Here is a 23,963-nt window from a genome sequence, read left to right on the forward strand (position 1 = left end):
GGATCAGGCGGCGTTGGTTTCGGCTGGTACCTGCCGCACCCAGCAATTGATCGCGAAGCGCGAGTCGATAAAGCGACGTGACGGGCACGCGATCGGCATCACCTCGTGCGGCACCCACGATGGGAAGGCGACCAGCCGGTTCTGCTCCGGCGCGACATCGGTGAAGATGTCGTTGCGGGCCAGCGAATAGATTCGCAAGGCGCCGCCCTCAAACGCCTTGGGTTCGGCATGAAAATAATAAACCATGCTGATCGCGCGGCGCGCCTTTGACGAAGGGCCGGTGTGCATATCGATATGCCGCCGATAGAAATCGCCGTCATTGTGCCGGACAAGTTCGATTTCATATTTGGCGATGTCGAAGCTACGCATTCCCAATTCGGCCAGTATGCCGGGCAGAAGCGGCGCAAATGACGTCTCAATACGCTGATGCCAGGCCTTGAAGAGTGGCGTCCGCATCGCAAGCGAAACTCGAATCTCACGGTTCAAGGCTTTGCCCGCTTTGAAACCGCCAACGCCGGTCGGGGCGAAGGCTGCCTCATGCTCCAGCGCGTAGGCCAGAAGCTCGGCGACATCCTGCTGCGACAGGACGTCATCGCGCACCGCATAGGCGGGAACGCGGTGGAGCGGATTCGTCGAGAGAGAGGGCGTGGCGGTCATTGACGCATTTCGCCTGAATGCGGCTGATATGCCAGCCTGTTTGCGCGCCGCCCGAAACGCTCGGGTGGCGGCGCGGCGGGAATCCAAGGATGTGCATCGCCGCTATGGCGCACCGTCCGCATCGATCCGCTCGCAAAGCTGATCGCCACCCCTCCGCTGCGCGCCAGCACCGTTCGATCGAGCCGCAGCCAGCGTGGGCTACAGCCGCGCGGCAAGCGCCGCTCGCTCACCACGACATCGGCCACCCGGCACGCCGCAATGAGGTCGGCCGCCGGCACCAGATAGGCACTTCGCGTCGCCAACACGCGCCACGTCCGCCCACCCGTGCTGCGCGTCATCAGGCACAGGTCGCGGCTGCACCGGGCATCGGGGTGATCCGAAAGCAGCATCGGCAGCCCGTCGATCCCGCCATTTTCTGACAGCATGTCGGCGGTGTAATCGCCGGTGCGGTCGCGCAATAACGCGATATCGCCGCCATCCGTGCGGATCGCCAGATGCCGCCCGTCGCCGGTCACCAGCAAATCGGGCGCGGGCGTCGCCAGCGCCCAGACCGCACCCACTGCCAGCGGCACCAGCCCCAGCCGCCGCCATCGCGTCCGCCATAGGGCGATCCACAGCCCCCCTAAGACCATCAGCGCATAGGCCCCGCCGGGCATCGCGGGCAGCGGCGCGACGGCACCCGGAATCGCTGCCGTCGTCCGCGCGATCCACAGCAAAAGATCGAGCGAGCGCGCCGTCAGCCACCAGAACGGTGCCCCCGCCCCGACCGTGTCGAACAGCAGCGCCAGCGCCTCCAGCGGCATGGTGACAAAAGTCGTCAGCGGAATTGCAACGATATTGGCAACCGCGCCGTACACCCCCGCTTTGTGGAAATGGAAAAGCGAGATCGGGATCAGCGCCAGTTCAACCACGATGCCGGTCGCTAACAACCCGGCGATCCCCCGCCCGATCGCCGCCGCCCGCGATTGTTCGCGCGGGCCAAACCATAGCCTTACCGCCGGATGTTCGTTGACCGCGATGATCGACGCGACCGCCGCGGACGACAGCTGGAAGCTGGGCCCCGCCAGCGCTTCCGGATAGAGCAGCAGCACGATCACCGCCCCCGCCGCGACCAGCCGCAACGTCAACGCCTCGCGTCCCAGCACCAGCGCGATCAGCACGAACAGCGCCGCAACGCACGAGCGGATCGTCGGCACCTCCGATCCGGTCAGCCAGGTATAGCCGATAGCCGCCAGCGCCCCCGCGCCCGCCGCGATCAGCGGAATGCGCCAGCGCAAGGCGACCCAGGGGCTCAGCGCGAGCAACCGCGTCACCAGCAGCATTACCGCCGCCACCGCTGCGGTGATGTGCAGTCCGCTGACAGAGAGCAGATGCGCGAGTCCCGAGCGCCGCATCGCCTCATTGTCTTCGGCCGGAATCCCGCCCTGATCGCCCGTCGCCAGCGCCGCCGCTATGCCGCCCGCGCCGCCACCGCCTGCGCTCGCCTGGATATGCCGCGACAGCCGCACCCGCAGCCCCGCGTCGCGCGCACCGCCGCCCGCCACCACGCTGACTGGCCCAAAGCCGCGCCCGGTCGCGCCGATCCCGTCGAACCACGCGGTCCGCGCATAATCATAGGCACCCGGCACGGAGGCCTCGGGCGGCGGCATCAACCGCGCCGACAGCCGCAACGTCGCCCCCGGCACCAGCCCCTCCGGCACGTCCGCGCTCACCAGATTGACGCGAATCCGCGGCGGCAATGTCGGCAACGGTCGCGCCGCTCCCCGCGTCTCCGGCACCGAAAGCACCTGCAACGGCGCCAGCCGCAACCGCACCAGATCGCGCGCCGGAAGCGGTTCAATGCGTTCCACCCTTACCGTAAAGGTCGCAATGGTCGGCCGCGGCAGCACGCCTTGCGCAACATGCTCCGCCCGCCACCAGATCAGAGCGAGCCCTACCGCAACCGCGGTCGCACCTACCGCGCCGACCCGCCCGGCGCGCCCATACCGCCCCAGCGCCACCCCGCTCAGCGCGACGCCGATCGCGGCCAACCCCGCCACCTGCCAACTCCGCGCATCGGGCAGCACGAACCAGAGCGCGATCCCGCCGCCCAACGCGACCGGCAACCACAAGGGGAGCTGATCGCGCTCCGCCTCCAGCCACTGTTCGAGCCGCACGCCCAGCCCACGCAAAGTGTCGCCGCCGATTTGAAGCGCGGCAAGGTGCGTGCTAGGGGCGCTCGAGGCTGATCCGGCCATCCATGTAAGTCTGGGAGTATGCGCGGTTGAGCGCAATATCTGATCCCGCCGCGGCCCCCGCCGCCGGCGCCGAAACCACCAAGATCGTAACCCGGTTCGCGCCCTCGCCGACCGGGTTTCTGCACATCGGCGGCGCGCGCACCGCGTTGTTCAACTGGCTGTACGCCCGCCACAATGGCGGCAAGTTCCTGCTGCGGATCGAAGATACCGATCGCGCGCGCTCGACCCAGCCCGCGATCGACGCGATCCTCACCTCGATGCGCTGGCTCGGGCTCGATTGGGACGAACCGGAGGTCTACCAATTCTCCCGCGCCGCGCGCCATGCCGAGGTCGCGCACGCGATGGTCGCCAACGGCCATGCCTATCGCTGCTTCCTCACGCCCGAGGAACTCGACGCAATGCGCGCCGAGGCACAGGCCGCCAAGAAGCCGCTGCGCATCCGCAGCCCATGGCGCGATCGTGATCCGGCCGAGGGTGGCGACAAGCCGTCCGTGGTGCGGCTGAAGGCCCCGCTCGACGGCGCAACGACGATCGAGGACCGGGTCCAGGGCAGCGTGACGGTGCAGAATGCCGAACTCGACGATCTCGTCCTGCTCCGGTCGGACGGCACGCCGACCTATATGCTCGCGGTGGTGGTCGACGATCACGACATGGGCGTGACGCACGTCATTCGCGGCGACGATCACCTCAACAACGCCTTCCGCCAGCTCCCCATCATCCGTGCGATGAACGCGATCGAGGGCGGCTGGCCCGATCCGGTCTATGCCCACATCCCGCTGATCCACGGTTCGGACGGTGCGAAGCTGTCGAAGCGCCACGGCGCGGTCGGCGTCGAATTCTACCGCGACGAACTCGGCATCCTGCCCGAGGCGCTGGAGAATTATCTGCTCCGGCTCGGCTGGGGCCACGGCGATGACGAGGTTATCAGCCGGACCCAGGCGATCGAATGGTTCGATCTCGACGGGGTGGGCAAATCGCCCTCGCGCTTCGATTTGAAAAAGCTGGAAAATCTCAACGGCATCTACATCCGCGATGCGGAGGATGCGCGCCTGGCCGAGCTGGTCGCGACTCGTCTCGATTTCGTGCCCGACGACGCCCAACGCGCCGTGCTCGGCCGCGCAATGGCCTCGCTCAAGCCGCGTGCGGCGAATTTGAACGAACTAACGCGCGGGACCGATTTCCTCTTCGCCACGCGCCCGCTCGACATTTCACCCGATGCAGCACCCCTGCTGTCCGGGGAATCCCCTACAATGCTGGCAAAGCTCCACGCGGCGCTTGACGCGCTCGACGGCTGGGATACGGAGGCGCTCGAAGCGGCGGTACGGTCGGTCGCGGAAAGCTCCGGGGTCAAGCTCGGTCAGGTCGCGCAACCCCTTCGCGCCGCGCTGACCGGACGCAAGACCTCACCGGGGATCTTCGATGTGCTCGATCTGCTCGGGCGTGACGAGAGCCTCGGCCGCATTGCCGACCAGATGGCCGCGTAAAGACAGAAAAGGACGATTTCGATGACCGACCCCGTCAAGCTGAACGCCGCAGGCAAGGATCTCGACCTCAAGGTCCTTTCGGGCAGCGTCGGCCCGGACGTGATCGACATCCGCAAGCTGTATGCGCAGACGGGGATGTTCACCTACGATCCCGGCTTCACGTCGACCGCCAGCTGCGACAGCGCGATCACCTATATCGACGGCGATGAGGGCGTGTTGCTCCACCGCGGCTATCCGATCGGGCAGCTGGCCGAACAGTCGAGCTTCATGGAAGTGTCGTACCTGCTCCTGAACGGCGAGCTGCCGAACAAGGCCGAGCTCGACAAGTTCAGCTACACGATCAGCCGCCACACTATGCTGCACGAACAGCTCGCGACCTTCTATCGCGGCTTCCGTCGCGACGCGCATCCGATGGCGATCATGTGCGGCATCGTCGGTGCGTTGAGCGCTTTCTACCACGACAGCGCCGACATCACCGATCCCACCCAGCGCATGATCGCGAGCCACCGCCTGATCGCCAAGATGCCGACGATTGCGGCGATGGCGTACAAATACAGCGTCGGTCAGCCGTTCCTCTATCCCGACAATTCGCTGAGCTATACGGGCAATTTCCTGCGCATGACGTTCGGCGTCCCCGCCGAGCCCTATGTCGTCGATCCGGTCGTCGAAAAGGCGATGGACCGCATCTTCATCCTGCACGCCGATCATGAGCAGAACGCCTCGACCTCGACCGTGCGTCTCGCTGGCTCGTCGGGTGCCAACCCGTTCGCCTGCATCGCGGCCGGCATCGCCTGCTTGTGGGGCCCGGCACATGGCGGTGCGAACGAAGCCGCGCTCAACATGCTGCGCGAAATCGGCACGCCGGACCGCATCCCCGAGTATATCGCGCGCGCGAAGGACAAGAACGATCCGTTCCGCCTGATGGGCTTCGGCCACCGCGTGTACAAGAATTACGATCCGCGCGCGACGGTGATGCAGAAAACCGTGCGCGAAGTGTTCGCCGCGATGAAGGTCACCGATCCGGTGTTCGAGGTCGCACTGCAGCTCGAGGAACTGGCGCTCAGCGATCCGTACTTCATCGAAAAGAAGCTGTTCCCCAACGTCGACTTTTACTCGGGCATCATCCTCTCGGCGATCGGCTTCCCGACGACGATGTTCACCGCCCTCTTCGCGCTCGCCCGCACCGTCGGCTGGGTTGCGCAGTGGAATGAGATGATCGGCGATCCGGAGCAGAAGATCGGCCGTCCGCGCCAGCTCTACACCGGCCCGACGCAGCGCGATTACGTCGGCCTGGACGCACGCGGGTGAAAACGCTCGCGCTGATCGCGGGCATCATCCTGCTCGCGTTCGGCCTGCTGTTTGCGGGGCAAGGCTCCGGCCTCATCATGTGGCCGGCGTCGAGCTTCATGCTCGCGGCGCGGGTGTGGGTGGTCTACGGCCTGGGCATCGCGGCGGTGGGCGCGGCGTTGCTCTGGTGGTCGCGTCGCCACTGAGGCGGGCGGCGCGACCGTCCCGCGCGCGGGTGATCGGGCATAGCAGGCGCGTTCTTTGACACCACTGGGTTGAACGCTTGCCATATTCGCTGAGGCGCCCGACTCATCCCCGTTCGCCCTGAGCCTGTCGAAGGGCTGCTTTTCACGGGCACGAACCGGCGTTTGACAGACGCGGCTTCGACACGCCCCGCGCTTGCGGCGCAACAACCCGGCTAAAGGACCTTGAACACCACAAGGCAACCCAGCACGACTGCCGCCAAACCGACCGCCACGGCGAGCATCTTGCGATTCGTCACAGTTATCTCCCCTGTCTTTTCGATCCTGTGACGCGCCGCCAGCGCAACACGTCAGAAATGCTGACATTAATCTGACGTGTCCGCAAGCCAGTGCTTTGCTTTCGCCCACGATCGCGCCACCCTCGCGTAGCGCACGGTCTACGGAGCAGACATGGAGGCCATCCTGGAAATCATCCTGCAGTTTCTCGGTGAAGTTGTGCTGCAAATCGTAATTGAATGCCTGTCCGAGGCTGGCCTCCACATGTTCGCCGAAGCATCGGAAAAGCCGCCGAACGCGTTCGTGTCTGTCCTTCTCTACACAATCTTCGGAACGATCGCCGGCGCCCTTAGCCTGCTGATCCTGCCACATCCCTTCATCACGAACCTCGCCCTGCGCGAGGCGAACGTCCTCATCACCCCGCTGATCGCCGGGGGCGCGATGATGCTGGTCGGCCGTTGGCGCGACAAAAAGGGGCAGGAACGCTTCGGAATCGACCGCTTCGGCTATGCCTTCGTCTTTGCGCTTTCGATGGCGCTGATCCGCTTCAACTGGGCGATCTGATCTGGAGCGAGATGGCTCGCAAACACGCGTTTACGCCTAACCTTAGGCCAACTTTCCGCGCCCTCGCAGCGGCGCGGTAACTACCAGCCGCGCGGCGCGGCACCGCTATGGCGTTGGTCGCGGGGGACCGCCGTCGCACACGTTAGGGCTCAGGCTGCGCCATCCCCATCACCTCGCCCAGCCGCACGCTGCGTTCCGGTGCCCAGTCCGCATTAAACGCGATCGCGCCCGGTCGAAACAGCATTATGATCGTCGAGCCAAGCAGGAAGCGGCCCATCTCCTCGCCTTTCTTCAATACTACCTCCTGATCGCCATAGCGCCATTCGGAGATCGCGCCGGTGCGCCTGGAGTTGACCACGCCGTGCCACACCGTCGCCATGCTCCCGACGATGGTCGCGCCGACCAGCACCATGACGAACGGACCGTGCTCTGAAGATTCGAAGACGCAGACAACGCGCTCGTTGCGCGCAAACAGGTCGGGCACGCCGCGCGCCGTGACCGGGTTCACCGAAAACAGCTTGCCGGGCACGTGGATCATGCGCGTCAGCGTGCCGTCGCACGGCATGTGCAGGCGGTGGTAATCCCGGGGGGACAGGTACAGATTGGCAAAGCTGCCGTGACGAAACTGCGCGGCCAGAGCGGTGTCGCCGCCGAGGAGCTGCGTTGTAGTGAAACGGTGTCCCTTGGCCTGCAGAATGTGATGATCGTCGATCGCGCCGAACTGGCTGATCGCGCCGTCGACCGGGCAAACGAAGTCGGCGTCGGCAAGCGGGCGGGCACCGGGCTTCAGCGCGCGCGAAAAGAAGTCGTTGAAGCTCTTGTAGCTGCCAATGTCGGCAAACGCCGCTTCGCGCATATCGACGTTATAGCGCGCGACGAACCAGCGGATCAGCCGTGTCGTCATCGCGCCGCCCTGCGCGCCGGCGATGCGACCGGCGAGGATCGTCAGGCGCTGCTTGGGTAGCGCGTACTGGAGCAGGACCTTCAGGCGATCGGCCATCACAACCTCAAAATATCGTCATCACCCCCTGTACGGTACGAGGTCGACAGTCCACCCTCGCCTCGCAAGTCGACACGCGGCGCTTTAGCAGCGGGGCGCGCCGTTAGGGCACCCGGCCCGCTCAAAAATCGCCAAACCGCACACAGGTCCCCTTCTCTCGGGCATCACGCGCAGGTAGTGAGGCATTTTGGAGATGCCTATGACGAACCTCAAAGTAACACGGCGCGGCGAGATGCTTGTCGCTACGGTAAACGAGGAACTGGTCGGCCTCCATCTCGACCAGGGCGCCTATTTCAGCTTCAATCCCACGGCACAGCGCGTTTGGGCACTTACCGAGGAGCCAAGCACCGTCGCAGCGCTTTGCGAGCAGCTTTGCGAAGAGTTCGACGTCGACCCACAGGATTGCGAGGCCGATGTGCTCGAATTGCTGCGTAAAATGGAAAGCGACGGACTCGTCACCCTGGAGCCGGTGTGAGCGGCGCATCGGTCGCGAGCGCTGATCCCGTGGCAACGGCCCACGCCGGGTTGACTGCTCCCTCGATCATCCTCGACCTCGAAACCGCGAGCGAGGCCGCCGCGTCGCGCATTCGCGTCTGCCTGTCCGGGCTGTGGCGTGAACTGAACGATTGCGCGGAAAGCTTCGGGGCGGACCAGCCCGAACTGGTCATTGCCTACGATGCGAACGATGTTTCAGAAGAAGCGCTCGCCGCGCTGCTCGAATCCAGTGCTGAAGGCGCTGGCTGGGCTGCATCGATCCGGCTGGTACCTGCGCCGCCGGGCCTGAATTATTATCAAACGAAGAATTTCGGATTTCGGCACTCGTCGCGGGAGATCGCAATTTTCGTCGATTCCGATCTGCGTCTGGAGCCCGGCTGGCTGTCCGCGTTGCTGGAACCGTTTGGCGCTTCCGACATCCTGACGGTCGTGGGACGTACGCATTTCGAGGGCCATAGCTTTTACGAACGCGCAATGTCGCTATTCTGGATCTTCGATACCAGGGAAGCGGAGGCCGTGTTGCGTCCAACCCGTCGGCTGGTCTCGAACAACATCGCATTTCGCCGCAAGCTTTTCGCCGCGATGCCCTTCCCTGATCGGCCCACATATCGCGGCCAGTGCAGCGAGCTCGGTCGGCTTCTCGCGCGATTTGGGGTGCAGCTCTTTGAGGCAACCGGCGCGCGCGCCGTACATCCGCCGCCGCAGGGCCTGAGGGCGTTTCTTCTGCGCGCTTGGCACGCCGGAACCGACGCGCGATATTATGATCGTATCGGCGGCCGACACGTACCTTGGCGACAATTGCTGCGCCAGGATCGCGCCGCCCTGCGGGACCGGATCCGTGACAGGGGGGCCGCCATCGGCGCCGGTCGCGCCTGTAAAATGGCGGCGCATCTCCTCGGAGATGCCTATTACATAACAAAAAGTGCCGGTTACACCCTTGGCAAAATGCCCAAGGATAACCGGCACCAGGCCTGAGCCTCTGTAATCATCGCCACTGTCGACGCGCTCCATCGCAGGATGCGCGCGACGGTCAGCGCGGGGTCACGAACTGCAGAACTGAATTCCGTCGTTCGTGCCGCCGTTAAAGTTAGCCTGCGTCGCCACTGCCGCATCAGCCTTCTCAACGACCGGCTTAACCCAGGTCTTTTTTGCGCCGCAGCGCGGATCGGACTTCGACATACAAAACCCCTTTATTCACCAAACCGAGCGTCTACGTCGCCAAAATGTAGCTGGCTGTCAAGGTATCCGCCAGTTGATCGGGTGCGGCGGCAAGCGTCAGACGCGCTATTGCGCAGTCGCGCGCAAGTGCCGCTGCGAGCTGAAATTGCCGCGCTGCAACACCCATCGGCCTCAGATAGGTCGGGCGATAGCTATGCCGCATCACCAGTGAGATCGCCTCGGCGGGCATCAGCGGTTCCAATCCGCCGGACGGGTCTGAGCGCGCGATCTCGACGATCTGGCCGAGAGGCACCGGCTCACCTTTGTCGGCGGGTTCGGGCAACCGATATTTGACGCTTGGGCCGTCCAGGCGGGGGAGCGCGGCGGTGGCGATTCCGAAGCGCGCGCAAGCGTCTTCACACAATCGGACCGCGGCGCGCCCCGGGTAAACGATCGGGGCGTCGGCGGGAAAGCCGATACGGCTCAAGTCATCGTTCATCAGTCGCCAACCGCGTTGCACCAAGGCGTAGCTCAGCGTGGACTTGCCGGCCCCCTTTTCGCCGACAAAAACGATCGCCCGATCGGCACCGGGCGGCACCAGCGCGGCGCCGTGGAGCGGCATCTCCCCACGCTGATAAATCAACGCCGCGGTCACCGGCCCGTGCAGGAGCGCATCGACAGCTTCCATATCCGCCCCGTCCTCGATCGCGATGCTGAGCGCACCGGCCACGACGTGAAATCGCGCCACCCCGGGGACGACGCGCAGAAGCTCCCCCTTGCGCACCTCAGAGTAGGGACCGACACGCACGGAATCGGCAAGCGTCTGCGGCAGGGTCGCAACCTGACGGACGTCCGCATCCGGGAGCGCAGCGGGGATCAGTTGCACCGCGCATCCCCCGCTTGCGCAAGGAAAGCGCCGAGTGTCAGCGCGCTAAGCCAGGCTTCAACATCACCCGCTTTGTTTGCCCGATCGAGGATTCGAGTGAAGCCTCGTTCCAGTGCCGCGTGATCGAGCAGCGCCCGTGGGGTTTCCGACGTGGCAATCGTTTGGAGGTGTTTGGAGAACCCTTCCCGATCGCGGCGTATCCACGCCGCGGCATCTGCGCCCTGTGCGCCGCGCACCGTCCGAAGCCGGATCGCCTCTGGCAAGAGGTCGCGACCAAGCTCGCGCGCAAGGCCGCGATCAAGCCCGCCAAAACGAAAAGCGGCAAGCGGCATACGTAACATCCATTCGAGAAAGCGCCGGTCTGCTGTCGGGTCCCGCCAATCCAGGCCCCATAGCTCGGCCGCATCACATCGCCAATAATGGGGGGCAGTGGTGGCAAAACGCAACCACCGTGCGCGGCTTGACGGCTTGTCGAGGAACAGGAAAGACGGTTGGATCAGCGCCCGCGCCTCCGGCTGTAGAAACTGGGTTCCCGGCAAAAGGAACGGTGCGCCGCGGCGGTGACGCCACTGTTCCGCGAGATATCGCTTTAGTATGCGTGCCTGCCTCACAGGATCGCCCACCTCACCCAAAAGGCGAAGCGCGGGCCGCCACTGTCGATACGCGGCGAGCTCCGCAAGCGCGCCGTTCCCGTTGTGGCTGAAAGAGAAATTGCCATGTTGCCCGGTCAGCAACACGCGCGCGCCATCCGCGCGGGCACAGCGCGAGATTTCATCGAGCCAGAGCAGATTGGCCGATCCGCGCACTGGCGTGGCGCTCTCCCGTCCAAGACGCGCAATCAAGTCGGGCCAGGAGCGGTTCCCTACGCTCACCAACCTGTGTGCAAGGTTGGGATAACGGGCCGCCGTCAACGCGGCCGCCGGCCCATCATCCGCTTCCCAGCCCGGTCGGTCCGCCACTTCCAGCCCCGGCTCAGGGACGCCGGTATAGGCAAGGATCGTGGTATCGGGCCTCGCCGTGGCTGCGAGCGCCGCCACGATCCCGGAATCCAATCCGCCGCTCAGCATCGCTGCAGTCCGCCCGCTGGATCGCATTCGCTCAGCAGTCGCCTGCCGAAGCAAGTCGCGCGCCTCATCGATCAGAAGACGCGGGTCGCGATCGAAAATCGGTGCGGTGTCCGGCTTCCACCAGCGCTCGACCGTTACCTCCCTGCCCCTCCAGCACAGCCGGTGGCCGCCCGGCACCGCCCGGACTGCCCGATACGGCGTCGTTTCGCGATCGATACCCAACTGCACGAAACCGGCCAGCTCGGCACGCGCCAGTTCCCGATCGACCTCGGGATGGCGAAGCAGCAGCGCAAGATTGTCCGCAACGATCAAGCCGGACTGCGTTGCCGCCCAGAATAAGGCCGCCGCTCCGCCCCAATGATCGACCGCGGCATCCAGACGCCCCGTCGCGGGATCGAACGCCGCATAGGCATAGTCGCCCGAGACCGCTTCCGGTAAGGCGCCACGCCAGCGGCACCAAGCCATGTGAAGCAAAGCGGAATCGGCCATCGCCCCCGCGCGCGCGCGCTCCACTGCCAGCCGCGTGGCAAGCTCGTCTCGCCGGTCGATCCTCCCCTTGCAGACGAAGATCTTGCCGCCGTCGATAATAGGCTGCACGTCGAAACGGTCCTCGGGCAACAGGTCCGGGGCACGGATGATCGCGGTGGCGTAACCGGTTGGCTCTGTGGCAACGCGAAAGCCATCGCCACAACCCGCGATCATTGCGCTTGCCGTGTCGGCGGTGCGCGCACCTAGGAGCAATGCGAACATCGTCTTTCTGTCAGAAATGGTGTCGCGTGCGCGGTGCGGTACGCACCCGGCACAACCGCATCGTGGCTGCCGCAAGGGCGCGCCCGGCATCGAGCGCCAGGAGCGGTGCAGCCAGCACTGCCATCGCGCGTGAAAAGTTGCGGTCCACGAACCGCACGATCGCGCCCGGCACAATCGTGCGGAGCCGCAGCCACGCCCAGGATCGAACCAATCGGCGCACAACCGGCCCAGGCATCTCGGGCGCGCGCGTCTGCGGAAACCGCGCGATCAGACGGGCAACATCGTCCGGTAATTCCCCCTCGGGTTCGGCGGCGTACCACCAGCCGCGATGGTGCACGCCCGCGTCGCGGCATAGTGCCAGCGCGTACGGCGATCGGGCACGCGCGCCGTCAAATTCCTCGTGAAACATGCGGCCAAGCTTGTCTTCCAACCGCGCGCTCGGGTCCACCGCGTTGAAATGTCTGCCAGCCCGGAGAATGGGATCGTCGAGCGGCGTTCGATATCGCAGATCGAATGGCGTTGCCTCTGCCAGAGCGCTGTGCGGTACCGCCACGCCCGAATAGCCGTACCATTGCGGGTCCAGCGCGTTCCATGCCCCCGGCTTCAGGAATCCGGTGGAAAGCGCAAATGGATCCGGCGGTACTGGGCAGCATGGGGAGCGCGGGGCAAGGCGATCGGCAAATCGGTAATGGCGCGTCATTGCCAGGCGGCGCGGGCGCGACAGCCCTTCGGCGCGCAGACACGCGAGCAGCGCCGGATCGGGAATCTCATCCACGTCGAGCAGCAGAAGAATATCGTCGGGAGCGGCATCGCGCAGCGCCAGCACAGCAGCGTTCCGCTGCCGCGCCGCGCGCTCCTTGGGGCTGGCTTCCGGTCCGCCGAGGCTGGCGAGTGTTACATGTCGTATCTTCGCCTTCGCCCATGCGAACCGCGCCGCGGCGGCCGCAAAGTAAAGCGGTTTCGGGTCGCCACGATAGGTCTGCGAGGCTTCGATCAGAATAACGCCATCGACGAGATCGACCGTCTCGCGAAGCCTGTGTTCGAGCATGTCGAGTTCGCGGTCGAAAGGAAAGACGTCGAAAATACGCAACCGTCAAAGTCCCCCGAACACCCGCAGCTCTTGGATCAGAACTAACGGCAATGCGGATATCCGACGATACGCATCGCTTCCTGCAATACGCAGCCCGCGCCTGCTACCGCGGGTTACGCCAAATGTTAAGCGTCGCTTCTGGACCTGGGTCGCCATCCTGCCTGGCGCACGGGAACGCTTCAGGTTCTCGGGTCGCGCGTGCGGCGTCGATGATCCGCTTATCCAGGCATCCATGTCCTGCGCGGGATCAATCTGACATAACGCGCGCTAATACTCCGCGCGTTCAGTCCGTCCGCAGCGGCAGCGTAAAGACGAATCGTGCGCCCTGCCCCGGTGCACTGTCGACCGTCACGTCCCCGCCCATCGCCCGCGCCAGTCGCCGCGCGATATACAAGCCCAGGCCCGATCCCCCGGCCTCACGCGGATCGACACGCTCGAACTTCTCGAAAATCCGCGCCTGATCGTCCAGCGCGATGCCTTTACCCTGATCGGCGACGATGATCGCGGCGACATCGCCCTCGCGCTCGGCGCGGACCCATACCATTCCATCGGCGGGCGAGTAGCGCACCGCATTGCCGATCAAATTGACCAGCACCTGCAGCGCGCGGCGGAATTCGCCCGTCGCGGGCAACATCTCGCCCAACGCCGGGCGGTCGATCCGCACCTTCGCCTCGGCCGCGCGTACTTGCAGCAGGCCGGCCGCGCGGCGCGCCACATCGGCCAGATCGAGCGATTCATGCGCCACAACGAAATCGGGCCGCTCGATCGCCTGCAAATCCACCAGATCGTCGACCAGCCCCATCAAATGCCGTCCGGCGCTCGCGATATCGGCGGCGTAGTCGGCATAATCCTGCCGCAGCGGCCCTTCGGACTGAGCGTGGATGCTGTCGGCATTGGCAATGATCCGGTCGAGCGGCAGGCGCAGCGCCTGGTCGAGCCGCGCAGCAAAGGCCGCCGTCACCGCATCGGTCGCGGGAGGCGCGGCCACCGGCGGCACGCGCGCATCGTCTAGCATGTGCGCGGCCCCGACGAAGCCCGCAAAGGCGCCGCTCGCATCAGTCCGCACGTTCGCCGCGAGGCGCACGCCGCGCCCGGTATCGCGCAGCGTCGCGGGCTGATCGTCGAAGCGCTGCTGCATCGCGAGCGCACCCAGGATAGGGAACGCCCCACCATCGCTTTCGCCGAGCACGAACAGTCGGGTGAGCGGCTGGCCCAGCATCGCAGCTGCATCGAAGCCGTACAATGCGCCCGCCGAGATCGTCAGAAAGGTGATCCGCAAGGCGCTGTCGGTCTCCCACAGCCAATCCGCTTCGCTGCGGAGGAAGTCGGAGGCGCGCTCATCGGCAATCCCGCCCGGATGCCACGGCGCACGCGTCCGCCAGCCGGTGATCGCCAGCCGCACGCCGACCGGATCGGGCTGTGCACGCACCCAAAGTTCGAGGTCGCCCTCACCATCGCCGACCACGATCCCGCGCGACACCAGGATGCCGAGCCGCTGGGCGAGCCGCGCCAGCGTCGCGATTTGCGGCACGGCAAGCGGTTGCCCGATCCCGCCGCCAGCCCGCGCGTTAAGGTCGTGCAGCCGTTGATCGGCCTCGACCAACCGGCCATCCCGGTCGATCAGCCCGCGTACCGGCGGCAGCATCGATTCATTGACGTTCATCGCTTGCGTCCCAGCGCAACCAGAGCGGCGCGATAATCGCGGTGTAAGAGCAACGGCGCAAGGGCATGACGCGCCTCGATCGCATCGACCGCGACGATCGCGTCGAGCGCCTCGGCAAAGCGGTCGATGTCGCGGCGTGGATCGGCGTCGCTCAGCGCCAAGCCGATTCGCGCGATCGATTGGCGGTCGAGCTCGAGCGCGCGCAGCAACAGCCACAGCCGTTCCGCCCCCGGATCGAGCACCACCTCACGCGCATCCTCATAATCGAGGCCAAGCGCATGGGCGAGCAATGCGACGAACAGCGACAAGCGACGGTCGGCTAGCGCCTCGGTCAGCAGGCCGGGCAATTCGTTGGCTTGCGGATCGAGCGCGGCGGCAAGGCGCAGCGCGGTCGCCTCCAGCCGGTCGCCCTCGTCATGCGCCGCAATGCTGCGCAGCGCCGCCTCGGCCAGCGCCCGGTCGAGCGCAGGCAGCGCCTCCCCCGCCGCATCGGCAAAGCGTTCGCGCAACGCGGCGGCGATCCACCATACGAGCCGGTGGTGCAGCTCTGCGGGCAAGTCGCTCGGGTTTGGCTGGCCGGGGGCGAGCGGCACACGGCGGCGGCTTTCGGCCGAGAGCAAGGCGATCGCGCTCGCCGCGACGACGCTGTCGCCATGCTGCGCGAGGCGCGGCAACAAGCTCGCGCGGTCGGGGTCCTCGGGCGCTTCGCTCGGCAAGCTATCGGACAGCAGATCCTGCCGCACCCGCCCGAGCAGTTCACGCATCAGATCGGCATCGCGCACCAGCCCCGCACTGATCAGCCGTTCCAGGATCGCCGGCAATTCGGCCTCCAGCGTCGCGGCGAGCGCCCCTACATCGCGGGTGGAGAGCAAGCGCGCGGCATGACGGCGCAGTGCCACCTCGATTCCGCTGGTGAGGTCACCCAGCACCGCCGCAATCGCGAGTCGCGTGCGATCGTCGAGCCGCGCATCCTCATCCAGAAAGAAGTCGTCGATCGCGCCCCGCAGCCTGTCTGCGGCGCACACGTCCGCCGCCGCTGCACGGGTCAGCAGCGCGGTGGCACCCCGACGGGCCCCATCATCCATGTCGCGACGTTCAATCGACATGTGCTCCTATCTAGGGGCTTGTCGTTAAGGCGAGACTAAGGCTTTTCGCGAAAGGCCTCGATTGCCGCAGCCAGCGTCGCGGCAGCGTAAAGTCCGGCGATCGCCAGCGCGACCAGCGGCTCCCCCACGATCAGCAGCGGCAGCATGACGATCGGATAGGCCGCGGGGCTCGCCCACAACCGCCGCTGATGCTCGACCGGGGCGGCGCGCTCCAGCAGCACCGCCGCGATGAGCAATGCGAGCGCGAGGATCAGCCCAGCGGGTCGATCCGCGCCATAGCCGACCGACAGCACCGCCAGCGTGGCAATACCCGGCGCGACATATTCGGTCACGCGGACCATCTGCGCCTCGTCACGCACCCAGGCGAGCGACGCCGCGATCTTGGCACTCGCGATGCCGAGGCACGCCACGGCGATGCCAATCGCCGGATGCCCCCAGCCGATCGTCGCCACACCGGCAACCGCCAAGGCCACCGCCGCAGCAAGCGGCGCGATCGTCGGCACCACGCGGCCCATCAGCGGCGGGAGGGCGAAGCGCACCAGCGGCGCGAACAAGAAGCGATCGGCCCAGCGCAGCGGCCGCGCGACCAGCGCCGCAACCGTGCTGTTGCCACGTTGCGCCAGCGCAACCGCGCTCCGTTCGATCCCGTGGCCCGCTGCCATGTGCGAATCGAGCCTCACTTGATCCGCGCCCGCTTGCGCTGCAACGCGGAGCAGCGTCGATTGAAAGTCATAATCGCGCGGCATCGCGGCCACTTCGGCAACCCGCTTGCCGTCCAACAAAGCGAGCCCCGCCCAGGCGGCATTGGCCGCAACGCGTTCGTACCGCGCATCGTCCGGATCGGTGACGAGCAACACGTCCTCCGGTGCGGCCGCAAGCGACTGAACGATGTCTCCGGTCGTCACCACGCCGTCGGCCACCACCAGCACATGCGCCAGCGGGTGCAGTTTCTCCACCGCCTCGACCGCCGTCCGCACCGCATCGACCACCACGCCGCGCCGTCCAATGCGGCTGATCGCGCCGAGCAATTCGGGTGTCATCCGCGCCACCACCAGCACGATTTGCGTGGCTCCCGCCGCCGCCAGCAGCCGCGCCTGAAACTCGATCAGCGTCAGCCCACCGAACGGCAGCGTCGCGGCGAGCACGCCCGCGCGGTCATCGGCATCTTCGGTTGCGAAAATCAGTCCAGCCAGCATTGCTGGGCTGTTAGGGGCTAAGTGCCCGCAAGGCAAAGCCCGTTCGGGCTAGAGCCGTTCCACCGCGCGACGCAGTCGCCGCAGCAGCCCCGCGTCCTGCGCGTCGCTCTCGGCGGCTTCGGTGGCGATCGCCATGAGCCGGACTGCGCCGAAGCTAGCGGCCAGCCCGCGCAGCCGGAACGCCGCCGCGCGCCAAGCCGCATCACCCTCGGCAGCCTCGAGTACGGCGAGGCCACGTTTCACGCTGTCGAGAAACGCTTCGCGCAGTTCCGCGATCAACGCCGGCTCGTCGCCGACCGCCGCCGCCAAAGTCGCATCGATTGCACCGGGATCATAGGCCATACCCTCTTTATAGCGGGCAACGCCTTAAAGTTCGGTTTCGCAATTCGCTTTGCGTGTGCGGCTTTCGTGGTAAACGATGCGGATGAACGGGGGTTCGCGTATCATAGACCTGCGGCCGCATGGTGCCGCCCCAACCGGCGATGCGCGGGCGAACGCGCCGCTGCCGGAGGCGGAAGCCACGCCAGTGTACGAGCCCCTTTATGAAGAACCAATCGACCTGACCGAACTCGCCGAACAGGAAGCGCCTGTCGGCCGGGGCGCAGGTCCTTGGCTTGCGGCGCTTGGCGGCCTGGTCGCGCTGGGCTGGGTCGGCGGGATGCTGTGGCTGTGCCGCGACAGCCTGGGCACGCTCGCCCCCCCTGCCCTTGCCAGTTTCGTCGCCGCTTTGTGCGTGCCGCCTGCTCTGATCGGAATTCTGCTGCTGCTCGCGCTGCGCACCAGCAGCGCGGAGGCCAAGCGCTTCGGGCATACCGCCCAGGCCATGCGCGCCGAAGCGGCGAGCCTGGAACGGACCGTCGCCGCTTTGTCGAACAGCATCGAGACCAACCGCGCCAATCTTGCCGAACAGACCACCGCGCTGATGGCATTGGGCGACGGCGCAGTGCTGCGGCTCGCGACGGTCGGATCGGGCCTGACGGAACAGGTCGCCGCAGCCGATTCGCACGCCAGCGCGCTCGCCGAGGCGGCCGACGCGGCGCATACCCGCTTGCAGGTGCTGCTCGCGCTGCTGCCGCGCGCGCATGGCGAGACCGAAGCGCTCGCACACTTGCTCAAGACCACCGGCGTCACCGCGAGCGAGCATGCCGCCGCGCTCGATGCGCAGCTCACCGCCCTCTCCGAACGGGGTCGCGAGGCCGACGCGGTGGCGAACGGCGCCGCGCAGAAGCTCGCCGCACACATCACGCGGATGGAGGCGACCAGCGAAACCGCCGGGGCGCGGCTCGAACAGGTCACCGGCGAGATGTCGAACGCGGTCGACGGCTTGCTCGGCCGCACCGCCGATGCGGTCGACGAAGCGCGCAAGGGCATCGCAGCGCAGGGCGACGCGATGCTGGCGATGATCGGCACGCACCAGGCCGCACTCGATAGCGCCGCCCGCGACAGCGTCGAGGGCCTCGCCGCGCGCATCGCGGAGATCGAAACGCTGATCGACCGGGTCGCCGCCCGTCTCGCCGAACAACGCGATACCAGCGAAACGATCGTCGGTCAGATCGACTCGGGAATCGCCCGCGTGAGTGGCACTTTCGACACTTTCCACGCACTTGGCGTCGAACGGGCGCAAGCCCTCGCCGCGTCGATCAGCGCGCTCGGCGGATCGGCCGATGCGATGACCGAGGCGCTCAAGACCGGCGACACGATGGCAACGACCGCGATCGGCACAACCGAACGGCTGTTGCTCGCGCTCGATTCGGCCGCACGCGAAATCGACGAAACGCTGCCCGAGGCGCTCAACCGGCTCGATGACCGGATTGCCTCCAGCCGCAAGATCGTCGGCGCGGCCCGGCCCGAGCTCCTGGCGCTGGTGACGGCGGCGGAAAGCACCCACGACGCGATCGAAGCGATCGCCGAGGTCGTCGCCACGCAGCGCGATACGGTGAGCACGCTTGCCGAAACGCTGCTCGACACGCTGAGCGACGGCAAGAGCAAGGCGGATGCCCTGGGCGAGATGGTCGAGGAAACGATCGGCCGAACGCACCGTTTCGCCGAAGAGGCCGCCCCGCGCCTAGTCGAGGCGCTGCTGCGCGTCCGCGACACCGCCAGCGCCGCCGCCGAGCGCGCACGCGAAACGCTCGCGACCGTCATCCCCGAAGCCGCGCAGGCGCTCGAACAACAAAGCGCCGCCGCCGTCGAGCGTGCGGTGACCGGCGCGGTCAGGCAGGAGATCGCCGGCATTGCCGCTGCGGCCGATGCCGCCGTCGATGCCGCTGGTCGCGCGTCTGACCGTCTCGCTCGGCAAATGCAGGCGATCGCCAACTCGACGGCCATCGTCGAATCGCGCCTGGAAGACGCACGGATCGAACGCGAGAACGCCGATCAGGACACGCTAGCCCGCCGCGTGTCGCTTCTGATCGAAGCGCTCAATTCGGCCTCCATAGATATCGTCAAAGCCTTCTCGACGGACGTTTCCGACAGCGCGTGGTCTGCCTATCTCAAGGGCGATCGCGGCGTCTTCACGCGCCGCGCGGTGCGCTTGCTCGATGCCGGGGATGCGCGCGAAATCGCACGGCTGCACGAGGACGACCCCGCCTTCCGCGATCAGGTCAATCGCTACATCCATGATTTCGAAGCGATGTTGCGGCAGATCCTGTCGCAACGCGACGGGTCGCCGCTGGGGGTGACGATCCTGTCGTCGGACATGGGCAAATTGTACGTCGCGCTGGCACAGGCGATCGAGCGCCTGCGTACCTGACGCGCTCAGATCGCGCGGCGACCAAAGGCCGGACGGCGCTCCACCAGCGGGTTCGATTCACGCTCCAGCATGGTCAGAGTCTTCTCGAACAACGGCCGCAGCGCGACGATATCGGCCAGGGCTTCCTCCGGCGTATCGCGACTCTCGACGCAATCGCGGGCGATCGTCTCGATTCGTTCCGCGAGCGCGCCGAGCGGCTCAGCCCCGAACTGGCGCGCCTCGCCCTTCAGGGTATGCGCGGGGATAACCATGCCAGCGGCGTTCTGCGCGCGCATTGCGGCCTCGATCGCTGCGACCGACTTCACGCCATCTTCGCGAAAATAGCCGAGAATGCGCACGAACCCGGCACCAAGCTCCGCCCGCGCCCGGGTGAACACGTTCCAGTCGATCAAGTCTCTATCGTCGAGCGACACGGATTTCTCCCGCCTCGGGCCCTATCGCCCGAAAGTATGAGCGGGTTTAGCGCGCGCAAGTAAACGAGCGGTTGACGCGCACAATAAACATCAGACGCGCGCAACCGTTATTCTGCTGTAATTTGCGGAGAAGTCGCTCCGGCGCGGACGATCTATCAGCGATCGAACGGGTTCTTCGGCGCGCGTAGCGTGAGGCGCACCGGAACCGCCCCGAACCCGAGATCGCGACGAATGCCGTTGATCAGGTATCGCTGATAACTGGTCGGCAACTGATCGACCCGCGTACCGAACAAGACAAAGCCGGGTGGTCGCGTCTTGGCTTGGGTGAGATAGCGCAGCTTGATCCGCTTGCCGCCGGGCGCGGGTGGCGGATTGGCCTCGACCGCGCGTTCGAACCAGCGATTGAGTTCGCCCGTCCCGACGCGGCGCGACCACGCATCGCGCGTCTCGAACGCCACCTTCAACAGCGTGTCGATGCCCTTGCCAGTGGCGCCCGAGACGGTCAGCACGGGCATACCCTTGATCTGGCTGAGGCCCTCTTCGAGCGCTGCCTTGATGCCGTTGAACAGGCTCGATCCGTTTTCGGCGATATCCCATTTGTTGATCGCGACGATCAACGCGCGGCCTTCCTGCAACGCGGCATCGGCGATCCGCAAATCCTGTGATTCCAGCCCGCGCGTGGCATCGAGCAGCAGCACGACGACCTCGGCAAAATCGATCGCGTGCAGCGCATCGGCGACCGACAGCTTCTCCAATTTGTCCTGCACGTTGGCGCGCTTGCGCATCCCGGCGGTGTCGATCAGCCGCACCTTGCGCGCATTCTCGCCCGGCTCGCGTTCGGGATCGTGCCAGATCCAGTCGACCGCGATCGAATCGCGCGTGATCCCTGCCTCCGGCCCGGTGATCAGCCGCTCCTCGCCGAGGATGCGATTGATCAGCGTCGATTTGCCCGCATTCGGCCGCCCGATGATCGCAAGCTTCAGCGGCGCTTCGGGGCTGTATTCCTCATCCTCGTCGGCATTGGGGATGTCCTCGCCCGCTTCGTCCTTCTCGGGCTCGATATAGGGCAGCAGCGCGTCGAACAGTTCGACCAGCCCCTCGCCATGTTCGGCCGACAGCTCGACTGGATCGCCAAAGCCGAGCGACAGCGATTCGAGGATACCATCGGCACCGGCCTTACCCTCGGCCTTGTTGGCGACGAGGATTATCGGCGTGGTCGATCCGCGCAGCCAACGCGCGATTTCCTCGTCCAGCGGGACGAGGCCGACGCGCGAATCGATCAGGAACAGTGCGACATCGGCTTGCGCTACTGCCGCTTCCGTCTGCTGCCGCATCCGCCCCGGCAGCGAGGCGGCATCCTCATCCTCATACCCGGCGGTGTCGATTACGCGGAAATTGAGGCCGACCAGCGTCGCGGAACCCTCGCGCCGGTCACGCGTCACGCCGGGGCGGTCATCGACCAGCGCGAGCTTCTTGCCGACGAGACGGTTGAACAGGGTGGATTTGCCGACGTTCGGCCGGCCGATAATCGCGACCACGGGGAGTTTGGACATGCGCCCCCTTACGGGAAACGCACGCCTTCGTCACCCCGCCTCGGGGCCCATCACTTATAGGCGGTCACGCGGCCCTTCTGATCCAGCACGTAGAGCGTCGAATTCGCCACCACCGGGGGCAAGGTGAACGCGGTTTTGGTGTTGATCACGCTGGTCACCTTGCCGGTATCGACCGACGCCGAGGCGATCTGCCCTTCCGAATTGGTCAGGATCAGACGATTGCCCGCCAGAACCGGACCGAGCCAGGTGACCGGATTCGACTTTTTCGAATCCTTGATCGTGCCGTCCTTCTTGGTCTTCTCGCTCTTGTAGCGGCGCAACTGGCTGATCCACCGCACCTTACCGGTGGCGCGCGCCAAGCAGACGAGCCGCGCATCGTCGGTGACGATAAAGACCCACTCACCGGCGACCCACGGAGTCGAAATCCCGGCAAAGTTCTGTTCCCACAGGCGCTGGCCCGAGACGATTTCGAGCGCGACCATGCGGCCACCCTGCCCGACCGCGAAGACGATCCCGCGGTCGATCACCGGGTCTGCATCGATGTCGGCAAGCGAGGAAACCGAAGTCGAAATGGTCGAACGCGAAAGCGCGTCCTGCCACAGTGTGCGGCCGTTCTCGTAGCGATAGGCGTTGAGTTCGCCCGAGGAGAACCCCGCGACCACCGTGCCCTGGCTCACTGCAGGCGCGGCGACGCCGAACACGCCCTGCGTCTCGATCGAACCCGACTGCGTCCATTGTACGCTGCCATCCGCCTGCGACAGCGCGTAGAGCTGGTTATCCTGGCTAAGCACATAGACTTCGCCATTGGCGACCGACGGAGCTCCGCGTAGCGGCGCACCCGGCTTGGCGCGCCACGCCACCTTGCCGGTCGCGGCGTCGAGCGCGACGACATCACCGAGGCCGTCGGTCGCGAAAATCTTGCCGTCCTCGAAGCTTACCCCGCCGCCGAAACGCGCGCTGCGCGACTTCTTGTCCGTGACGGCGATATTGGTGCTCCACACCGCGCCACCGGTAGTGGCCGAGAAAGCGTGGACGGTCGCATTGACGTCGATCACATACAGCCGACCGTCGGCGACCACCGGGGCTGCACCGAGCCGTTGCCGATTGCTGCCGCCGTCGATCGACGCGCTCCAGGCGCGCGAGAGGTTGGTGCCCAGTGCCAAGTTACCCAGCGACTTGGCTGCGTTGCCGCCGGGCTGTGCCCAGCTATCGTTCGCTGCAGGCGGCGGCACAAGCACTTCGACGCCAGCGATCGTCTTGTCGGCGCGCACGTCGTTCTCGCCAGCCAGGATCGCGATTCGCTGACCCAGTACGGGGGTCTTCTTCTTGCCCTTGAACGTCGCGCAGCCACTCAGCGCCACCGCGCCGACGGCGACGATCAGAAAACGGTTGGTCATCTTCATTGCGATTTCTGGTCCTTCGCCTGGGTAACGGCATCCACGCCCAATACGCCCGCCATCTGAACCGCACGTTGCCGCAGGGTTTCCGAAATATCCGGCTCGCGCGCAATCTGTCCGAACAGCGTGCCTGCCAGATCGCGACGGCCCATCCGCAGATAGGAAATCGCGACCAACTCACCTGCGCTGCCGAACCACGGATTGCCCTTCACCGCGATGCCGCGCAGGCGGCCAACGACGACCTCGGGCTTCAGCGTATCGAATTCGGCGCTGGTCTGGCGGATCAAGGCGATATCGCGGAACGGTTGCCCCAGCGACGCATCGGTCGCGACTTGCGCAAATTTGGCTGCGGCACCGCGCAGATCCTGCTTCTGCAGCAGGATGTCGGCCTGGCTCATCAACGCAAGCGCCCGATATCCGCCGACGCTCGATCCGGCGAGCGTGTTGAGCTTACCCTGCGCCGCGTCGGGATGTGCGCCGCCAATGTCTTCATAAGCCTTGGACAGCGTCTCGCCTTCTTCGCCCGCAGTTTCCAATTGGTGCGAGTGCCACAACAGCCATCCGCCGAACGCCAGCAAGGCGAGCACGACGACGCCGATCGCCACCTTGCCATAGCTGCGCCACGCCGTGGCGAGCTGATCGCGGCGCAGTTCCTCATCGACTTCGCGCAGAAACGCAGCATCGGTATTCGGCGGGACAGCCAAGGGGAGAACTCCATCGGGAAAGGGT

General features: G+C 66.0%; 22 protein-coding genes. 7 read left to right on the forward strand and 15 right to left on the reverse strand.

Translation table 11 applies throughout. The features are described 5' to 3' along the window. Nucleotides 1-3: 3 nt before the first annotated feature. Nucleotides 4-657, reverse strand: coding sequence for a 2OG-Fe(II) oxygenase (locus AB5I39_RS02290; protein WP_404370610.1), 654 nt, complete (start codon nucleotides 655-657; stop codon nucleotides 4-6). After that, a complete protein-coding gene (locus tag AB5I39_RS02295) occupies nucleotides 654-2,894 on the reverse strand; it encodes a ComEC/Rec2 family competence protein (protein WP_404370613.1) in 2,241 nt (746 codons plus the stop codon). The genes AB5I39_RS02290 and AB5I39_RS02295 overlap by 4 nt, the downstream gene beginning before the upstream one ends. A gap of 26 nt (nucleotides 2,895-2,920) precedes the next feature. Between AB5I39_RS02295 and gltX the strand changes: the two genes are divergently transcribed. The 4 genes from gltX to AB5I39_RS02315 all read left to right on the forward strand — a co-directional run bounded on the left by gltX (nucleotide 2,921) and on the right by AB5I39_RS02315 (nucleotide 6,708). After that, complete coding sequence (gltX, locus tag AB5I39_RS02300; RefSeq protein WP_404370616.1) at nucleotides 2,921-4,378, forward strand: glutamate--tRNA ligase; 1,458 nt, start codon at nucleotides 2,921-2,923, stop codon at nucleotides 4,376-4,378. 21 nt (nucleotides 4,379-4,399) lie between these two features. Continuing rightward, entirely contained in the window at nucleotides 4,400-5,686 is a 1,287-nt protein-coding gene (locus tag AB5I39_RS02305; RefSeq protein WP_404370618.1) for a citrate synthase, read from the forward strand. After that, nucleotides 5,683-5,871, forward strand: coding sequence for a hypothetical protein (locus AB5I39_RS02310; RefSeq protein WP_404370621.1), 189 nt, complete (start codon nucleotides 5,683-5,685; stop codon nucleotides 5,869-5,871). The genes AB5I39_RS02305 and AB5I39_RS02310 overlap by 4 nt, the downstream gene beginning before the upstream one ends. Nucleotides 5,872-6,318: 447 nt before the next feature. Further along, nucleotides 6,319-6,708, forward strand: a complete 390-nt coding sequence (locus AB5I39_RS02315; RefSeq protein ID WP_404370624.1) for a hypothetical protein — start codon at nucleotides 6,319-6,321, stop codon at nucleotides 6,706-6,708. 142 nt (nucleotides 6,709-6,850) lie between these two features. On the opposite strand, the gene asd is transcribed toward AB5I39_RS02315, so the two are convergent. Next, nucleotides 6,851-7,708 carry an archaetidylserine decarboxylase gene (gene asd / locus AB5I39_RS02320; protein ID WP_404370626.1) on the reverse strand — a complete coding sequence of 286 codons (858 nt, stop codon included), beginning with the start codon at nucleotides 7,706-7,708 and terminating at the stop codon, nucleotides 6,851-6,853. A gap of 199 nt (nucleotides 7,709-7,907) precedes the next feature. Here asd and AB5I39_RS02325 point away from each other — a divergent pair, with 199 nt between their 5' ends. Together AB5I39_RS02325 and AB5I39_RS02330 are read left to right on the forward strand one after the other, a co-directional pair. Continuing rightward, nucleotides 7,908-8,183, forward strand: coding sequence for a PqqD family protein (locus tag AB5I39_RS02325; RefSeq protein WP_404370629.1), 276 nt, complete (start codon nucleotides 7,908-7,910; stop codon nucleotides 8,181-8,183). Continuing rightward, nucleotides 8,180-9,178: a glycosyltransferase family 2 protein gene (locus tag AB5I39_RS02330; RefSeq protein WP_404370632.1), complete on the forward strand. Its 999-nt coding sequence runs from the start codon at nucleotides 8,180-8,182 to the stop codon at nucleotides 9,176-9,178. The genes AB5I39_RS02325 and AB5I39_RS02330 overlap by 4 nt, the downstream gene beginning before the upstream one ends. Nucleotides 9,179-9,244: 66 nt before the next feature. On the opposite strand, the gene AB5I39_RS02335 is transcribed toward AB5I39_RS02330, so the two are convergent. The 8 genes from AB5I39_RS02335 to AB5I39_RS02370 form a co-directional block, all read right to left on the reverse strand. Further along, on the reverse strand, nucleotides 9,245-9,382 hold the full coding sequence (locus tag AB5I39_RS02335) for a hypothetical protein (protein WP_404370635.1): 138 nt from the start codon (nucleotides 9,380-9,382) through the stop codon (nucleotides 9,245-9,247). Between the two features lie 31 nt (nucleotides 9,383-9,413). Next, nucleotides 9,414-10,247: a hypothetical protein gene (locus AB5I39_RS02340; RefSeq protein WP_404370638.1), complete on the reverse strand. Its 834-nt coding sequence runs from the start codon at nucleotides 10,245-10,247 to the stop codon at nucleotides 9,414-9,416. Further along, complete coding sequence (locus AB5I39_RS02345; RefSeq protein WP_404370641.1) at nucleotides 10,238-12,154, reverse strand: asparagine synthase-related protein; 1,917 nt, start codon at nucleotides 12,152-12,154, stop codon at nucleotides 10,238-10,240. The genes AB5I39_RS02340 and AB5I39_RS02345 overlap by 10 nt, the downstream gene beginning before the upstream one ends. Further along, nucleotides 12,075-13,154 carry a hypothetical protein gene (locus tag AB5I39_RS02350; protein WP_404370644.1) on the reverse strand — a complete coding sequence of 360 codons (1,080 nt, stop codon included), beginning with the start codon at nucleotides 13,152-13,154 and terminating at the stop codon, nucleotides 12,075-12,077. The genes AB5I39_RS02345 and AB5I39_RS02350 overlap by 80 nt, the downstream gene beginning before the upstream one ends. A gap of 283 nt (nucleotides 13,155-13,437) precedes the next feature. Further along, complete coding sequence (locus AB5I39_RS02355) at nucleotides 13,438-14,817, reverse strand: sensor histidine kinase (protein ID WP_404370646.1); 1,380 nt, start codon at nucleotides 14,815-14,817, stop codon at nucleotides 13,438-13,440. Next, complete coding sequence (locus tag AB5I39_RS02360; RefSeq protein ID WP_404370649.1) at nucleotides 14,814-15,923, reverse strand: DUF2336 domain-containing protein; 1,110 nt, start codon at nucleotides 15,921-15,923, stop codon at nucleotides 14,814-14,816. The genes AB5I39_RS02355 and AB5I39_RS02360 overlap by 4 nt, the downstream gene beginning before the upstream one ends. 35 nt (nucleotides 15,924-15,958) lie before the next feature. Then, the gene (locus tag AB5I39_RS02365) at nucleotides 15,959-17,119 is read right to left on the reverse strand and encodes a hypothetical protein (RefSeq protein WP_404370651.1); all 1,161 of its coding nucleotides are present in this window, start codon (nucleotides 17,117-17,119) and stop codon (nucleotides 15,959-15,961) included. Between the two features lie 48 nt (nucleotides 17,120-17,167). Beyond that, nucleotides 17,168-17,461, reverse strand: coding sequence for an Hpt domain-containing protein (locus AB5I39_RS02370; protein ID WP_404370654.1), 294 nt, complete (start codon nucleotides 17,459-17,461; stop codon nucleotides 17,168-17,170). A gap of 82 nt (nucleotides 17,462-17,543) precedes the next feature. On the opposite strand from AB5I39_RS02370, the gene AB5I39_RS02375 reads away from it, so the two are divergent. Then, nucleotides 17,544-19,871, forward strand: coding sequence for a hypothetical protein (locus AB5I39_RS02375; protein WP_404370657.1), 2,328 nt, complete (start codon nucleotides 17,544-17,546; stop codon nucleotides 19,869-19,871). Nucleotides 19,872-19,876: 5 nt separating this feature from the next. Here the strand turns inward: AB5I39_RS02375 and AB5I39_RS02380 are convergent, their stop codons facing one another. The 4 genes from AB5I39_RS02380 to AB5I39_RS02395 all read right to left on the reverse strand — a co-directional run bounded on the left by AB5I39_RS02380 (nucleotide 19,877) and on the right by AB5I39_RS02395 (nucleotide 23,938). Further along, on the reverse strand, nucleotides 19,877-20,263 hold the full coding sequence (locus AB5I39_RS02380; protein ID WP_404373964.1) for an Hpt domain-containing protein: 387 nt from the start codon (nucleotides 20,261-20,263) through the stop codon (nucleotides 19,877-19,879). 176 nt (nucleotides 20,264-20,439) lie between these two features. Then, a complete protein-coding gene (der, locus tag AB5I39_RS02385; protein WP_404370659.1) occupies nucleotides 20,440-21,837 on the reverse strand; it encodes a ribosome biogenesis GTPase Der in 1,398 nt (465 codons plus the stop codon). Between the two features lie 50 nt (nucleotides 21,838-21,887). Beyond that, entirely contained in the window at nucleotides 21,888-23,240 is a 1,353-nt protein-coding gene (locus tag AB5I39_RS02390) for a PQQ-binding-like beta-propeller repeat protein (protein WP_404370662.1), read from the reverse strand. Further along, a complete protein-coding gene (locus AB5I39_RS02395; protein WP_404370665.1) occupies nucleotides 23,237-23,938 on the reverse strand; it encodes a tetratricopeptide repeat protein in 702 nt (233 codons plus the stop codon). Before AB5I39_RS02395 ends, AB5I39_RS02390 begins: the two co-directional genes overlap by 4 nt. Nucleotides 23,939-23,963: the final 25 nt, after the last annotated feature.

Origin of the sequence: Sphingomonas sp. MMS24-J45 (genome assembly GCF_044881195.1) — a bacterium.
GTDB lineage: Bacteria > Pseudomonadota > Alphaproteobacteria > Sphingomonadales > Sphingomonadaceae > Sphingomonas.